The sequence below is a fragment of the Tateyamaria sp. genome (assembly GCF_039940735.1).
In the GTDB taxonomy this organism is placed as follows: Bacteria; Pseudomonadota; Alphaproteobacteria; order Rhodobacterales; family Rhodobacteraceae; genus Tateyamaria.
The window spans coordinates 39,006-54,744 of the sequence record NZ_JBDVGB010000093.1 but is presented as its reverse complement, the minus strand read 5'-3'; the positions used below and the strand labels follow the sequence as shown (position 1 = coordinate 54,744).

Annotated in this window: 10 protein-coding genes and 1 pseudogene; 4 read left to right on the top strand and 7 right to left on the bottom strand. The window is 56.6% G+C overall.

Annotation, left to right across the window (positions count from 1 at the left end; translation table 11 throughout):
* Nucleotides 1-34 precede the first annotated feature (34 nt).
* From ABJF76_RS19840 to mmsB, 4 genes and pseudogenes are all read left to right on the top strand, one after another.
* Nucleotides 35-1,177, top strand: a complete 1,143-nt coding sequence (locus ABJF76_RS19840) for an acyl-CoA dehydrogenase family protein (RefSeq protein WP_413820662.1) — start codon at nt 35-37, stop codon at nt 1,175-1,177.
* A complete protein-coding gene (locus ABJF76_RS19835) occupies nt 1,174-1,572 on the top strand; it encodes a hypothetical protein (RefSeq protein ID WP_413820663.1) in 399 nt (132 codons plus the stop codon). The genes ABJF76_RS19840 and ABJF76_RS19835 overlap by 4 nt, the downstream gene beginning before the upstream one ends.
* Nucleotides 1,569-2,522 (top strand): annotated as a pseudogene (locus ABJF76_RS19830) (enoyl-CoA hydratase/isomerase family protein); the annotation flags it as partial. The gene ABJF76_RS19835 and the pseudogene ABJF76_RS19830, both read left to right, overlap by 4 nt.
* A gap of 84 nt (nt 2,523-2,606) precedes the next feature.
* Nucleotides 2,607-3,479, top strand: coding sequence for a 3-hydroxyisobutyrate dehydrogenase (gene mmsB / locus ABJF76_RS19825; RefSeq protein WP_413820759.1), 873 nt, complete (start codon nt 2,607-2,609; stop codon nt 3,477-3,479).
* Between the two features lie 3 nt (nt 3,480-3,482).
* On the opposite strand, the gene uvrA is transcribed toward mmsB, so the two are convergent.
* The 7 genes from uvrA to ABJF76_RS19790 all read right to left on the bottom strand — a co-directional run bounded on the left by uvrA (nt 3,483) and on the right by ABJF76_RS19790 (nt 15,691).
* Complete coding sequence (gene uvrA / locus ABJF76_RS19820) at nt 3,483-6,371, bottom strand: excinuclease ABC subunit UvrA (RefSeq protein WP_413820664.1); 2,889 nt, start codon at nt 6,369-6,371, stop codon at nt 3,483-3,485.
* 104 nt (nt 6,372-6,475) lie between these two features.
* Nucleotides 6,476-7,630, bottom strand: a complete 1,155-nt coding sequence (locus ABJF76_RS19815) for an MFS transporter (protein ID WP_413820665.1) — start codon at nt 7,628-7,630, stop codon at nt 6,476-6,478.
* 39 nt (nt 7,631-7,669) lie between these two features.
* Complete coding sequence (gene lpdA / locus ABJF76_RS19810) at nt 7,670-9,064, bottom strand: dihydrolipoyl dehydrogenase (RefSeq protein ID WP_413820666.1); 1,395 nt, start codon at nt 9,062-9,064, stop codon at nt 7,670-7,672.
* Between the two features lie 114 nt (nt 9,065-9,178).
* The gene (locus ABJF76_RS19805) at nt 9,179-9,754 is read right to left on the bottom strand and encodes a DUF924 family protein (RefSeq protein WP_413820667.1); all 576 of its coding nucleotides are present in this window, start codon (nt 9,752-9,754) and stop codon (nt 9,179-9,181) included.
* 91 nt (nt 9,755-9,845) lie between these two features.
* Entirely contained in the window at nt 9,846-11,102 is a 1,257-nt protein-coding gene (locus tag ABJF76_RS19800; protein WP_413820668.1) for an MFS transporter, read from the bottom strand.
* Between the two features lie 101 nt (nt 11,103-11,203).
* On the bottom strand, nt 11,204-12,250 hold the full coding sequence (gene queA / locus ABJF76_RS19795; RefSeq protein ID WP_413820669.1) for a tRNA preQ1(34) S-adenosylmethionine ribosyltransferase-isomerase QueA: 1,047 nt from the start codon (nt 12,248-12,250) through the stop codon (nt 11,204-11,206).
* Nucleotides 12,251-12,271: 21 nt separating this feature from the next.
* Nucleotides 12,272-15,691, bottom strand: a complete 3,420-nt coding sequence (locus tag ABJF76_RS19790; RefSeq protein ID WP_413820670.1) for a DUF3971 domain-containing protein — start codon at nt 15,689-15,691, stop codon at nt 12,272-12,274.
* Nucleotides 15,692-15,739: the final 48 nt, after the last annotated feature.

The window sequence follows — 15,739 nt, the reverse complement described above, 5'->3', positions numbered from 1 at the left end:
CCTCCGGATTGAGCCGAACCAGAACGGAGGCATCATGGACTTTGCCCTAAGCGAAGAACAGACAGCAATTTTCGACATGGCCTATGCCTTTGGTCAGGATCAAATCGCCCCCTATGCCCGCGCATGGGAAGCCGCAGGCACCATCCCCAAAGATCTGTGGCCCAAGGTCGGCGCGCTTGGTTTTGCATCGCTTTATGTATCTGAGGACGCTGGCGGCGCGGGCCTGGGCCGACTGGATGCGACGCTGGTGTTTGAGGCCCTATCGATGGCCTGCCCTTCTGTTGCGGCGTTCCTTTCGATCCACAACATGTGCGCCAAGATGCTGGACAGTTTTGGCGATGACGCGCTGAAGGCCCGCGTAATGCCCGGCGTGCTGAGCATGGGAACCGTGCTGAGCTATTGTCTCACTGAACCCGGCTCCGGATCTGACGCCGCTGCCCTGCGCACCCGCGCCGAACGCACAAACGAAGGTTATGTGCTAAACGGCACCAAGGCGTTTATCTCGGGCGGGGGATATTCCGATGCATACGTGTGCATGGTGCGCACCGGCGATGACGGGCCCAAGGGCGTGTCCACTGTCTATGTAGAAGACGGCGCCGAGGGGCTGAGTTTTGGCGCTCTTGAGGACAAAATGGGCTGGCGCAGCCAACCGACAGCGCAAGTACAGTTTGACAATTGCAACATTTTATCAGGAAATTTGGTTGGAGAAGAAGGCAAAGGTTTCACATATGCGATGAAAGGGCTGGATGGCGGCCGTTTGAACATTGCGGCCTGTTCTTTGGGTGCCGCGCAATCTGCACTGGACGCCACCCTCGCATATATGGGCGAGCGAAAGGCCTTTGGCCAACCCATCGATCAATTTCAGGGGCTGCAATGGCGGCTGGCTGACATGGAGATCGAACTGCAAGCCGCCCGCACCTTTCTGCGCCACGCTGCTTGGAAGCTAGACAACGACGCGCCCGATGCGACCAAGTTCTGCGCCATGGCCAAAAAGTTCGTGACCGATGCAGGCAGTAAGGTTGTTGATCAATGCCTGCAACTGCACGGCGGCTATGGGTATCTGGCGGACTACGGCATCGAAAAGCTGGTGCGCGATTTGCGTGTGCATCAGATTTTGGAAGGCACGAACGAGATCATGCGCGTTATCGTGGCGCGCGATATGTTGAAGAATAGATGATCGGGTATTTTACTTGGTTCCAACAAAGCATGCTGTACGGCCGCTATCTAAAAGTCCGTGCTTGGTCTTGGCGTGTCGCGCCGAAACTATCGATATTCTCAATATTTTTAGTTGTAATACCTTTGATTTTTTGGTGGGTGGTTGTGCCGGGTGCGATCTTTTTTCTCCTGCTATTCGCGACACTCTCGCTTGGAGCACTCCCATCGATAACAGTTACTTATTCGATCTTAGTTTTGTCACTGTTGATGATACTTCCAATCACAGTATCTGTTTTCTTGGATTTCTTTCCCGCCTATTTTGCAGTGATCGCCCTGACATTCGGGCGCTTCGGCCCAGCTGAACGCATGCGCAAAAAAGCAGAATATGAACTCGACGTTTGGAAAAGCACCACATGACTGACATCAATATCCGCATCACCGGGCGCGCGGGCCGGATCACGTTGCAGCGCCCACAGGCGTTGAATGCCCTGTCCTACGAGATGTGTCTGGCCATCGAGGCTGCATTGGACGATTGGCGCAATGACGCGCGCGTTGATGTCGTGGTGCTGGACGCGATCGGCGATCGCGCGTTCTGTTCGGGGGGCGACATTGCGGAACTTTACGACACAGGCTCACGCGGCGATTATGCCTATGGTCAAAAGTTCTGGGCCGACGAATACCGCCTGAACCACAAGATTTTCCAATACCCCAAACCGTTCGTCAGTTTCCTGCAAGGGTTCACCATGGGCGGAGGCGTTGGCATTGGGTGTCACGGCTCGCACCGCGTTGTGGGCGACACATCCCAAATCGCCATGCCGGAATGCGGCATCGGCCTTGTGCCCGATGTCGGTGGCTCGTTGATGTTGGCCCTCGCGCCCGGGCGATTGGGCGAATATCTAGGGACAACAGGGGCGCGGATGAATGCGGCGGATGCGATTTTTTTCGGTTTTGCAGACCTTTACATCCCCGAAGACCAATGGCCGCCCCTGATCGCCACACTTGAGGCCACGGGCAAACCTGCGTGCTTGAAACAAGTCACGCCCCCTGCCCCCGGCCCCATCCAGATCGCGCAACCCGACATTGACCGCCACTTTTATGGCGCGTCTTTAAGTGACATCCTGACCACGCTGCGCGCCGAAGACAGTGAGTTTGCCCGCGACACGCTGAAACGCATGGGCCGCAACAGCCCGTTGTCGATGGCCTGCACCATCGAGGCGTTGCACCGCCTGCGCGGGCCAAGTTTGACGTTGGAAAAGGCGCTGGACCTAGAATATCGCTTTACGGCGCGCGCGATGGAACAAGGAGAATTCCTTGAGGGCATCCGGGCCGCCATCATCGATAAGGATCGCAGCCCCAAATGGCAATTCGAGGGTCAAAACGTGCCCCCAACTGCCGTCAGCAAGATGTTGATGCCACTTGGAAAAATGGCGCTGCAACTGGGAGAAACGGGAATGAAGATCGGATTTATTGGCCTTGGCAACATGGGCGCACCCATGGCTGCAAACCTTGCGGCCGCCGGACATGACGTGGTTGGATTTGACGTCGCCGGCACCACCGCCTTGGGCGTCACGCCCGTTGCTAGCGCCGTTGCGGCAGCCGCGCAGCGCAACATCGTTATCACCATGCTGCCCAATGGCGACATCCTGCGCGCCGTCGCTGGCGACATCATCCCGGCCATGCAATCCGGCGCGACCCTTATCGATTGTTCAACCGTCGATGTGGACAGCGCGCGCGCTGTGGCGGACCAAGCGCAAACTGCGGGCATGTTGGCCGTTGATGCACCCGTTTCTGGTGGGATTGGCGGCGCGGCTGGTGGCACGTTGACGTTCATGGCCGGAGGCAGCACCGAGGCCTTTGCCGTCGCGCAACCCTTGTTCGATATTATGGGCCAAAAGGCCGTGCATTGCGGCGAAGCGGGTGCGGGACAAGCCGCCAAAATCTGCAACAACATGATCCTAGGTGCCACAATGATCGCCACCTGCGAGGCCTTTGCATTGGCAGACAAACTGGGCCTTGAGCGGCAAAAAATGTTTGACGTGGCCAGCACGTCTTCGGGTTATAGCTGGTCAATGAACGCCTATTGCCCCGCCCCCGGCGTCGGCCCGCAAAGTCCGGCGGACAACGGCTATGCCCCCGGATTTGCATCAGAATTGATGCTAAAGGACCTTGGATTAAGCCAGCAAGCGGCAGAAGCCGTGGACGCCGATACACCAATGGGTGCACGCGCGCTTGAGCTTTACCGTCAGTTCGTCGAGGACGAAGGCGGCAAAGGGCGCGACTTTAGCGCGATGCTGCCTCGCTTTGAAACGCGCGGGCGATCCTAACGATTATTCCGCCGCCACATTGCGCGCGTTTAACATCTGCTTAAGGTAGTGACCGGTGTGGCTTTCGCCAACATCGGCCACAGCCTCCGGCGTGCCCGTGGCCACAACTTGCCCGCCACCGTCGCCACCTTCAGGGCCGATATCGATGATCCAGTCGGCTGTTTTCACAACGTCCAGATTGTGTTCAATCACGATGACAGAATTGCCTTGCTCGACCAATTCATGAAGCACTTCCAATAGCTTACGCACATCTTCAAAATGCAAACCCGTCGTCGGCTCATCCAGAATATAAAGCGTACGCCCAGTAGAACGTTTGCTAAGTTCCTTAGACAGTTTCACGCGCTGCGCCTCACCGCCCGATAGCGTTGTCGCCTGCTGACCCACCTTGATATAGCCTAGGCCAACACGCATGAGCGCATCCATCTTTTCGCGAATACTTGGCACGGCTTGGAAGAAACCCTGCGCGTCCTCGACCGTCATGTTCAACACATCAGCGATGGACTTGCCCTTGAACTTGATTTCAAGCGTTTCGCGGTTGTAGCGCGCGCCTTTACAGGTTTCGCATTCCACATAAACGTCGGGAAGAAAGTGCATCTCGATCTTGATGACGCCATCACCTTGGCAGGCCTCGCATCGCCCACCTTTGACGTTAAAGCTAAAGCGACCGGGTTTGTAACCGCGCGCCTTGGATTCCGGCAGGCCCGCAAACCAATCGCGGATCGGGGTAAACGCGCCGGTATAGGTCGCAGGATTCGAACGCGGCGTGCGACCAATGGGGCGTTGGTCGATGTCGATGACTTTATCGAGGTGCTCTAGACCTTTGATCGTCTCACAAGGAGCCGGTGTTTGACGCGCACCATTCAGCCGCATTGAGGCGGTTTTGAACAGTGTTTCAATGGTTAGTGTGGATTTGCCGCCGCCGGACACACCGGTGACGCACACAAACTTGCCCAAAGGAAAGTCGACTGTGACATTGCGTAGGTTGTTGCCCGTCGCTTTGACAACAGTCAGCTTTTTGGCGCCCTTCTTGCCTTTGCGGCGCTTGGTCGGGATTTCGATTTCGCGCACGCCTGTCAGATATTGGCCCGTGACGGATTCGGGGGTGGATGCGACCTCTTCGGGCGTGCCGTGTGCCACGACTTGCCCGCCATGCACCCCAGCGCCAGGCCCGATGTCAAAGACATAGTCGGCCTCGCGGATCGCTTCTTCGTCGTGTTCGACAACAATCACGGTGTTGCCCTGATCGCGCAAGTTTTTCAAAGTGTCGAGAAGGCGATCATTATCACGTTGGTGTAGGCCGATAGATGGCTCATCTAAGACGTACAAAACACCCGTCAAACCTGACCCGATTTGGCTGGCTAAACGGATGCGCTGGCTTTCGCCTCCACTTAAAGTTCCACTTGAGCGTGATAGCGTAAGATATTCTAATCCAACGTTATTTAAAAAACCAAGACGCTCGCGAATTTCCTTAAGGATGGCGCGCGCGATCTCGTTCTTTTGTACTGTTAGATGCTCTGGCACGGCCGCGCACCACGCGTACGCTTCGCGGATCGACATCTGCACCACTTGGCCCGCATGTAGGCGATCTTCGGCGGCACCATCGACTGGCCCGATTTTCACAGCCAATGCTTCGGCGCGTAAGCGATAGCCACCGCAATCGCCGCAAGGGCGGTTGTTTTGATAGCGTTCGAATTCTTCGCGAATCCAGTTGCTGTCTGTCTCACGATAGCGGCGTTCCATGTTGGGGATCACGCCTTCGAACACACGAGTGACCTGATAGACGCGGCCGCCTTCGTCATAACGGAACGGGATTTCCTCGTCGCCGGATCCGTATAGAAACACCTGTTTTACAAAGGCAGGCAGGTCTTTCCATTTGGTCTGTTGGTCAAATTCGTAATGTGCCGCAATCGCTTCGATTGTCTGCAGGAAATACGGCGATTTTCCCTTGCGCCATGGCGCCAGTGCTCCGTCATAGATTTTCAGGTTCTGATCTGGCACCACGAGGCGTTCGTCAAAAAACAGCTCTTGCCCCAGCCCGTCGCACGACGGGCACGCCCCAAAAGGTGCGTTAAAGGAAAACAGACGCGGTTCGATCTCGGCGATCGTGAACCCACTGTCGGGGCAGGCAAATTTTTCCGAAAACGTCATGCGATCAGGGTCGCCCTCGGTCGGGGCCGTTTCGAAAATGGCGATGCCGTCGGCAAGGTCAAGCGCGGTGCGCAGGCTGTCAGCAAGCCGCGTTTCCAGCCCTTCCTTGACCACAATCCGGTCTACAACCACGTCGATGTCGTGGCGGAACTTCTTGTCGAGCGTGGGCGGCTCATCGAGTTCATAGAACGTGCCGTCGACCTTGACCCGCTGAAAACCCTGCTTGCGTAACTCGATGAATTCTTTGCGGTATTCGCCTTTGCGATCACGAATGATCGGGGCAAGCAGATAGGCGCGTGTACCGCTTTCTAGCCCCATGATCCGGTCGACCATGTCTTGCACTTGCTGTGCCTCGATGGGTTTGCCGGTCGTTGGCGAATAGGGCGTTCCGACACGTGCGAACAGTAGGCGCATGTAATCGTAAATCTCGGTCACGGTGCCGACGGTTGAACGGGGGTTCTTTGATGTGGTCTTTTGTTCGATCGAAATCGCGGGGCTGAGGCCCGAAATGTGATCCACATCCGGCTTTTGCATCATATCAAGGAACTGACGCGCATAAGCGGACAACGATTCCACATAGCGCCGCTGCCCTTCGGCATAGATCGTATCAAAGGCGAGGCTGGACTTGCCCGACCCGGAAAGCCCTGTAATTACAACCAGTTGATCGCGCGGAATGTCCACATCGATAGATTTGAGGTTGTGTTCGCGCGCACCGCGCACCTCGATGTTCTTTTGCTCGGCCATGTTTAGCCCCCCGGGTTAACAATTCGTACATAGCCCGATGGGGCCGGAGCGCCAATGAAAAAGAGAGAACACATCAAGAACATGCATTCTGATGACACAAGTTGTCAGTGGCCGCGGCGTTTCGCCATCCAAGCATGCACCGCAAAGCCACCTGCAAGCACAATGATCGATGTCCAGATCAGGCCCGAATAGCCCGCAATGCTGAGAATCACGAGCAGCGCTGGTGTGCCGATGGTGTTCCCCAAGTTGCCGGTTTGCGCCAACGCGCCGTAGGCTTGGGATTGTGTCGTTGCGGTTTCATTAAGTTGCGGGATTGCTGCAAACGTCGCACCTTGCACCAGTCCCAATGCGGCAGCGAGCAACAAACACGCGACGGGTAATCCGGGTGCGGCCAGCAGCCATACAAGCGCGGCGACCGAACCCGCGAACCCGATTTGTACCAACATCACAGCACTGATGAACCGCAATGCAAAAACGCCCAACGTCATCGACACGGCGATAGATACCAACGGCATCGCCCCCATCACCCAAGCCCGCCATTCCGGCGCGATGTAAGGCGGCAGCACCGTCAGGATCGCCAAAAAGCAGAAGGTGTAAAACAGCCACCCCGCCCCCGGTGCGGCGATGCTGGGCGAACGGTAGATGGTCAGGTGATCCTTCAGAATGCCGCGCAGCGACAAAAGCCCCTCTTGTGCTGTTTCGAGCGGGCGCAGGAACACTGTCAGTACAAGGGCAAACGCTGCCATCCAGATGCTGTGTGCGATGAACAGAGCTGGTAGCCCGCGTGCTTCGACCAATGGCAGCCCTAAAGCCACCAGTAGCGTGAAGGCGACGCCGAAAAACGTGCTCCACAAGGTGAGCGTCAGGCCGCGGTGGCGGTCTTCGCTGAATTGCGCGATCAATGTGGGGGCGGCAATCACGATAGCAAGGTGCGAAACGCCCTCGATCACCCGGCTGGCCAGCATCAATGGCAGGCTTGGCAGCAAGGCCTGAAACAGCGACACCCCGGCCCCGGCCCACAGCGCCCACAACATCGCGCGGCGATAGCGGATGCGCGCAACGACTAGGCCTGCGACGACGCCCAAAAGGATACCGACAAAACCAACCAGCGACACAATAAAGCCCAAGGCCGTGCCCGCATTCGGGTAAACGGCCCCAAGTTGATCAAAAATAACGCTAATTTTGGCATATTGCCCAGCCGCACCCAATCCCGCGCCCCAAAGGCACAGGATTAGGGGGAAGGAAGTGCGCGTTGCCATACGTCCGGGCCTAAGCCCGAACGCCGCACGCTGCAAGCACTACATATGGATGACGCGGTCGTAGGCATCCAGCACGGATTCGTGCATCATTTCCGACAGCGTGGGATGCGGGAAGACAGTGTGCATCAAGTCTTCTTCTGTGGTTTCAAGGGCTTGGCCCACCACATACCCTTGGATCAGCTCGGTCACTTCGGCACCGATCATGTGCGCACCAAGCAGTTCACCCGTCTTTTCATCAAAGACGGTTTTGATCATGCCCTCGGGTTCGCCCAATGCAATCGCCTTGCCGTTGCCGATGAAGGGGAAGCGGCCGACTTTGACTTTGTATCCCGCCTCTTTGGCTTTGGCTTCGGTCAGACCGACGCTGGCGACTTGCGGGTGGCAATAGGTGCAGCCCGCGATCGAGTTTGGCTTGATCGGGTGGGCCTTTTTGCCTGCGATCAGCTCGGCCACCATGGTCCCTTCGTGGCTGGCTTTGTGGGCAAGCCATGGCGCGCCTGCGATGTCGCCGATGGCATAAAGCCCATCCACACCTGTGCGGCAATATTCGTCTGTGACAACGTGCGTGCGGTCAAGTTTGACGCCGACCTTTTCAAGCCCAAGGTTTTCAACGTTGCCGACGATGCCCACAGCAGAAATTACGGTGTCAAAGTCGTGTTTTTCAACTTTGCCGCCCACTTCGATATGAGCCGTGACTTTGCCTTTAGAACGGTCAAGCTTTTTGACCATCGCCTTTTGCATGATCTTCATGCCCTGCTTTTCAAAGCTCTTCTTGGCGAAGGCCGAAATTTCAGCATCTTCTACTGGCAACACGCGGTCCATAACTTCGACCACAGTCGTGTCAGCACCCAATGTGTTGTAAAAGCTGGCAAATTCGATGCCGATTGCGCCCGATCCAATGACGAGCAACTTTTTCGGCATGCGTTTTGGTGTCAACGCCGCTTTGTAAGTCCAGACCAGATCGCCGTCAGCCTCAAGGCCCGGCAATTCGCGTGCGCGCGCGCCAGTGGCAAGGATGATGTTCTTGGCCGTGATCTCTTCGACGCCTTTGTCAGTTTTGACGGACACTTTGCCTTTGGCGGGGATTGTCCCCTCGCCCATGATTACGGTCACTTTGTTTTTCTTAAGCAAATGGCCAATACCGCCGGACAACTGACCAGCAACTTGACGCGAGCGTTTGACAACGGCGTCCAGATCATAGCCAACGTTGTCAGCCTTCAGGCCAAATTCTTTGGCGCGGTGCATCAGGTGAAACACTTCGGAACTGCGCAACATCGCTTTCGTCGGGATACACCCCCAGTTCAGGCAAATGCCGCCCAAGTGTTCGCGTTCGACCACACATGTGGACAGCCCCAATTGTGCAGTACGAATGGCAGCCACATAGCCTCCGGGACCAGAGCCTATCACTACTACATCAAAGGATTTCGTCGCCATATCAATGTCCTCACCAGGCTTGCGTCAGAAATTAGTTTACCGTTAAACTAATTTTGCCTGCACCTCAACGGACCATCTGCGCGACAAATCGACTAAACCTTAGGCGGCGGCACTTTAGGCGGCGTTTCGTTGCAGTCCGCGCAGCACTGCACCATATCCGCCCGCATCCAAATAGGCCTGCTCTGAGGCGGTGGATGTGCGGTTCATCACAACATTGCGATGCGGGAAGCGACCAAACAATCGGATCACTTCACGGTGCGCCTGTGCATGCAACAAAAAGCTGTCATCCTGCATCCGCTCGCAGGTCAGCCGCACCACCCGATCCTGATCACTTAGGTTTTCTGAATGTTCGAGCGGCATGTACATGAATTGACGTGCAGGGGGATCAATGCGCATGTCCCACCCCTTTGCGATGGCAGATTTCGCAACCGCAAGTGCAGCACGATCTGTCGAAAAGGCCGCACCAGAGTCGCGGAACATATTGCGTGGAAACTGGTCGGTCAAAATGATGTAAGCCAACGCCCCGTTTGGATAGGTCAACCACAGCGCGTATTCGCCTTTGGTGGCAGCAACCCAGGTTTCTAGAAATCGATCCCGTATAATTTGATCGAACTCATCGTCCTGAACAAACCACTGTTTTGGACTGCATTCATCCAGCCAGAAGCGCAAAATTTCGTCGGGGCCAACCATAACTAAATACCTCGGTTTACACGTTTACTAAAAAATCGTTACACAGGTTTTCGAATTCGCCCAATCACGATTTATAACACGTTGCAGTGTTCTAGGCGTCTTCGTCCTCAAGGTCCGCCAGAATGGCGTATTCTTGCGCAATCTCCAGTCTTACGGGTGTGACGGACCCTTGGCTCATGGCGACATACGCACCAGTATCGTCTGCCCCAATGGATGCCCGTTTGGTCGCGCGATAGGATGCATAACCAACGAGGATCAAGAACAGCACTGCTGTGTACAGGTAGAACCCGCCTGATCCAAAATTCTCCATCATTGCGCCCACAATCAAAGGGCCAAAGATAGCGCCCAATCCGTGGATAAAGATCAATCCCCCGGATGCGGCGGCCATATCGTCGTGTTCTAGAAAGTCGTTGGTATGCGCGAGCAACAGCGAATAAAGCGGGTTCGACATGCCCCCGACAATGAATGCGGCGACCAGCAGCATCTTAAAGTCAGGTCCAAACGTCAGTCCCACAAATGCCCCAAACGCGCCTATAGCTGAGACAAAGATAATCAACACACGGCGATCCATGCGGTCCGAAACCAAACCAATCGGGTATTGCAGCAAAACAGAACCGACAAAAAACGTCGCCACAAAGGTCGAGATTTGTCCGACACTTAGCCCCACTTGCGCGCCGTATACTGACGACATGCCAAATTGCGCTGCAAAGACGCCCCCGAGTATGAACATTCCGAAACAACCCAAGGGCGAAAACGTCGCTAACGCGCGCAGCGTCATCGGCTTGGTTGTATCAAAGGCCGGCGTTGGGCTGATCGACAGCAAAACAGGTGTGATGGCCAAAGATACCAGCACGGATGGGATGACAAACAGCACAAAACCCGACGGATCAGCCGTCAACAACAGCGCCTGACTGGCGACAATGCCCAACGTCTGGACAATCATATAAAGCGACAGTGCTTTACCGCGGTTCGAATTGTCGGCCGCGTCATTCAGCCAGCTTTCGGCCGTCACATAAACGGCCGAAAACCCAAAGCCGATTAAGATCCGTCCAATCGACCAGACCCAGGGATTGGCAAATGTCGGATAAAGTAAAATAACAGCAGAAATCAGTGAGGCCAAAGCGGCAAACACCCGCACATGCCCAACGCGTTTGATCATGACGGGCGCCAGACGACTGCCGCCAAGAAAGCCTGCGAAATAGGCCGACATGACAATTGACATCTGAAAGGTCGAAAACCCTTCAATCTCGCCTCGGATCCCCAAAAGCGTGCCTTGCATGCCGTTTCCGACCATCAAAAGGCACATACCAAGCAGCAGCGCCCACGAGCTGATAAATACTTGTTTCACGGCCGATTCCTTTACACGTTATTCGCGCCCGGCCTCGCACGGCTAGGATGAGTCTGTCGGGCCTTAATACGACCAATACGTGTCGGTTTTGTCTTGCTAGTTCACGGCAACAGTAAAGAAGCATCCCCATAGGAAAAAAAGCGGTATCCGGTGCCAACCGCATGATCATAAATTCGCCGCACGCGGTCCTGTCCCACCAAAGCAGAAACCAGCATCATCAGCGTCGACTTGGGCAAGTGAAAATTGGTCATCAGCCCATCTGTCACACCAAAGGTAAATCCGGGGTAAATGAAAATATCTGTTTCGCCTTCCCAAGGCGCGATCCCAACGTCCCGCGCCATGGTCTCGATAAGTCGAAGCGCAGTCGTGCCGACCGGAATCACGCGGGCTTTGCGTGCTTTGGCAGCTGCGATGTCGGCGGCGGCCGCCGCGCTAACCTGTCCCCATTCTGCATGCATTTTATGGGTGGTGACGTCGTCGACCTTGACGGGCAGGAAGGTTCCGGCCCCCACATGCAACGTCACATGCGTGGTCAGAACACCGCGCGCCGTCAGCGCGTCGATCAATGCATCGTCAAAATGCAAAGACGCGGTCGGAGCGGCAACAGCGCCGCTTTTGGCAGCCCAGATGGTTTGGTAATCCACCTTATCTTGCGCATCCGCCGCGCGTTTGGCGGCAATATAGGGCGGCAAAGGCATCGCTCCCGCCTGTGCAAGTGCTGCGTCAAAGTCGTCCCCTACGAGGTTAAACAACAGGTGGCCTTGTCCGTCGCTGGTCCCTTCCAAGGTGGCAGAAAGCGCATCAGAAAACTGCACGACCTCGCCTTGCTTTACTTTCTTCAGCGGCTTCACCAATGCAGACCATGTGCCGTCTGCGCGCGGTTCCAACAGGGTGACTTCGATCTTTGCCGTGGTGTCGCCTTGGGCCGACGTCCGCGCCCGCGTGCCAAAAAGGCGCGCCGGGATGACCTTTGTGTCATTGAGCACCAACAAATCGCCGGGGCGCAGCCAGTTCACCAAATCAGTCACGCGCTGGTCATGGATCGTGTCGCCATCGGCAACAAGCAGGCGCGCAGACGATCGCGGCACGGCGGGGCGCGTCGCGATCAGGTTTTCGGGAAGTTCAAAATCAAAGTCACTGAGTTTCATGCCCGCCACGTATCCAAGGTCTTAGCGGCGATCAACCGCTTCCTGTTGTTCGCGCCGCCGCCGCTCTGAATTCGTTTCCTGCCGTTCTGTGGCAGCAAAACTTTTGCTTACGGAATTTGGTGCGGATGGCAGCACGCCTTCGACTTTCGGAGCTTTCGGCGGCGGACGGCGGAAAAGTTCGCGAAACAGTCCCGGTGTAAGTGCGGACAACGGGTTCACTTGCACCCGTGGATTAGAGGCAGCACCACTGAGGCTGTAGTTAAAACCGATCAGCCCCTCTCCCTTGCGGGTAAAAATGCTGCCGATACCATTGACAAGAAACAGAGGTGAAATCACCCCCTTCATGTCTAAAATCGAACGCGTAACATCATAGGTTCCGAACATCGACAGCCCCATAGACGGCCCAACCGCGCTGGCTTGCGTCAATGTCATCGTCGAGGGCGTCAAACGAAAGGCGGCTTCGACTTGCTGAAAATGTATCCCTGCACCGTCCAACTGTTCCAATAGGCCAACGATGCTTAAGGCATTTAGTAGTGCCGCAATGGCAGGTGCGTCCTGAATGCGGGTATCATCGATGGTCAATGTGCCGTCAAAACTGGCCGAGCCCACAGGCCGAAGCGTCAACGACAATGCGCCACCCCGCGCCTGTTTCAGGATCCCCGCAGAGGCCGCGACGCGGCCCGCATCCTGTGCTGTCACACGGATGGCGCTGCGCCCATCTTGCGGCAACATTTGCCCTTTGATGTCTGCTCCGTCGTTGATTTTTGCCGTGAAATCGCCTTCTAAGCCGCGAGCAAGGTTAAACTGCCCGCTCATGCCGGTCAGTGCAATCGCATCGGTGACCTGCAAGCGATCCAACGCCAGCGACAATGGACCGCCGCCTTGCGCGCGGCCATTGCCGGAACTTGAGCCGCCAAAATCGGCCCGCCGCAAATCCAAAGACCCGCCGCGCACATCGACGCGCGGTGCCCTATTTGCGCCGCGCCCAATCAAATCCACCGGCGCATCAAGCCATTGCCCAACGCGCACACGATCAAACCGCGCCCGTTCAAGCCCGCCGCCAGGCGTCAGCGTAACAGAGCCAGTCGCGCGCAAACCGGCCGCATCGATATTCAACCGCTCCACGCTGGGACGCGCGCCCAAACGGCCCGCAATCGACAAGGTGCCCGTTTGGTTTGCGCCCTTGTTCCACCCCAATGGCGGCGAAGACAGACGCAAACCGCGCAGATTTGTATCCAGCGTAAACGTGGGCGCAGCCCCCCCCAACGGTAGGCCAACCACAAATTCACCGCTGCCCTGCCCACGCACCATGCCCGCAGGCAAACCAATGCGGAACGCATCAATCGTGCGCTCGGACAATTCGATTTTGCCTGCCACGCGACTTGGTTGCGGCCCTTGCCCGATGACTTGCGTCCATGTGGCATCAAACGGCACGCCATCCAACGTGCCCGGGCCACCCACGCGCACTTGTTCATTGGTCGCCGTCACGTTCAGCGCGCTTGCTGTCAGCCTGCGCCCTGTCAGCAAGGTCGTGCTGACAACGTCGCGCGCAATGCCCGTCGCGTCAAAGACCAGATCAGTAAGTTTCAGTCCCCGACGCAAAGGCAAAGACAGCGTGCCCGACACGCTTAGGCGGCCATCGGCCAAGTTGGGGGCAAGGTTTGCCTTATCCATCACCGTGAGCGGCGGTTGATTGAGGATCGATAAACCAGCCGTGATCGAGCTTTGTGTTTCGAGACGCACAACGGCAGGCACGCCGCCTTTGATTGTGACATCTGGAATGGCAAAAGACGAACCCGCTACGGTGACCTGTCCCCCCTCTGCGGCTGTGACGATGCCGTCATTGATGAACGCCACAAAGCGGTTGTCGAGAAGGCTGGCCGTGCCGCTTGCCCCTGTGATGTTGGGCAGTGTTTTGACGTAACGCACTTCGGCGTCTTCAAAGCCAAAGCCGACATAGACGGTCGGCCGCGCGTTAGGCTGCCCCCGCAACACCAAATCAACATCGTGCAAGCGGCCCGCCACTACGTTTTCTGAAATCCACTTGCGTGTTTTAGACACCAACCGCACGGGCCAAAGTTCCATCAAGCGTTCCGGCGACATTCCATCAAGGCGACCGTCCACAGAATAGGTCCAGCCTTCGGGTGCGGCTTCGAGCATACCGCGAACTTGAAACAGCTGCCCTTGGTCGCGCAGCAAAGCTTGCCCCACATCCAGTCGGAACGGATTGAGCGCCATGCGAAAATCCATTTCAGCGGCATCAAGGCTGACCGGTTCAGGGTAGAAACCATCGGGATTGGCACTGAGCCCATTTAAGCTGAACTGACCGACGATGTCCTCAAGCCGCCCATCCGCGCCCACGCCAATCACCGTTTGACCTTCGAGCCGGCCTTTGACCCACGCGCTGTCAACGGACAGCTCATCAAAGGTCAGCACCCGCTGCTTTGGATCATAGGTGAAATAGCTGCTGGCACTGTTGAACGGCACAGGACGCGTGGCATCATTGGGTTGGATCACCCCTTGGCCGATGCTGAGGGTGGCATTGAGCGGCGCAACACTGCCGTCCTCGTGCACGCCGCCGCGCAACGCCCCTGAAATGGGTGCGCGCAGCACTTCAAGCCATGCGAAAGGTGGGGCCAAAGTGGCAATATCGCCCGCGGCGACATCATCGACGATCACGCCAAACGTCGCGGCCGGAGACCCAATGTTGCTGTCGTAACTGGCTTGAAGCGTGGCAACCCCCTGCCCGCCGCTTAACAAAGCAACATCAGCCGTGATGCCAAGGGCATCATCCACGCGTGTCAGATGCACCCGCCCGCCATCAATTGTCCAAACCCGGTCTGAACGCCGATCCTCAACGCGCAGGTTCAGGGATTGGATATCCACATCCTGCAAGCTGGCCAGAGCCGGGCGTTCGAACACCGCATCGATGCGTTCGATCAGTTGCGCAAATGAATCTGCCCGCTGCGAGGGCGCGGAGAAATCGACGCCGCCAGACAGCGAAAATGAACCATCCTGATCGCGCAATAGTTTGGCAAAGATACCATCAAGGTTGATTTGACTGACCCGAACTTCGCCCTTCAACAATTGAGGCAACGACACACCCGCCCGCAACATTCCAAACGCGGCAATTTCGGCGCCAGTATCAGCGTAGAGCCGCACATCCGTCATTCGCACGCTTGGAGTCTGGCCTTCGGCCATAACGACATCTAGCTTGTCGAATTGCACAGTCGCCGCACCCAAGGCTTCGGCGGCGCGCACCTCGACTTCGGTGCGTAGCCAATCTGGTACCGACACCGGCCGCCCGATACCGACATAGATCGCAAGCCCCAGCAGAGCTGTCAGGATCAACGTGATGAACACACTGATCCCACGACCCAAAACTCGAAGGGTCGCGCGCACTTTGCTTGGTGCTGAAAGTGTCGGTTCTACGTTGCTCATCTCTTTATTCTTGTCTGCTGCGACCTATCATGCCAATCACATCTTTCT

Coding starts and splice junctions, on each gene's coding strand:
- ABJF76_RS19840 (WP_413820662.1), top strand. CDS start 35: ATGGACTTTGCCCTAAGCGAAGAACAGACAGCAATTTTCGACATGGCC.
- ABJF76_RS19835 (WP_413820663.1), top strand. CDS start 1,174: ATGATCGGGTATTTTACTTGGTTCCAACAAAGCATGCTGTACGGCCGC.
- mmsB (WP_413820759.1), top strand. CDS start 2,607: ATGAAGATCGGATTTATTGGCCTTGGCAACATGGGCGCACCCATGGCT.
- uvrA (WP_413820664.1), bottom strand. CDS start 6,371: ATGGCCGAGCAAAAGAACATCGAGGTGCGCGGTGCGCGCGAACACAAC.
- ABJF76_RS19815 (WP_413820665.1), bottom strand. CDS start 7,630: ATGGCAACGCGCACTTCCTTCCCCCTAATCCTGTGCCTTTGGGGCGCG.
- lpdA (WP_413820666.1), bottom strand. CDS start 9,064: ATGGCGACGAAATCCTTTGATGTAGTAGTGATAGGCTCTGGTCCCGGA.
- ABJF76_RS19805 (WP_413820667.1), bottom strand. CDS start 9,754: ATGGTTGGCCCCGACGAAATTTTGCGCTTCTGGCTGGATGAATGCAGT.
- queA (WP_413820669.1), bottom strand. CDS start 12,250: ATGAAACTCAGTGACTTTGATTTTGAACTTCCCGAAAACCTGATCGCG.
- ABJF76_RS19790 (WP_413820670.1), bottom strand. CDS start 15,691: ATGAGCAACGTAGAACCGACACTTTCAGCACCAAGCAAAGTGCGCGCG.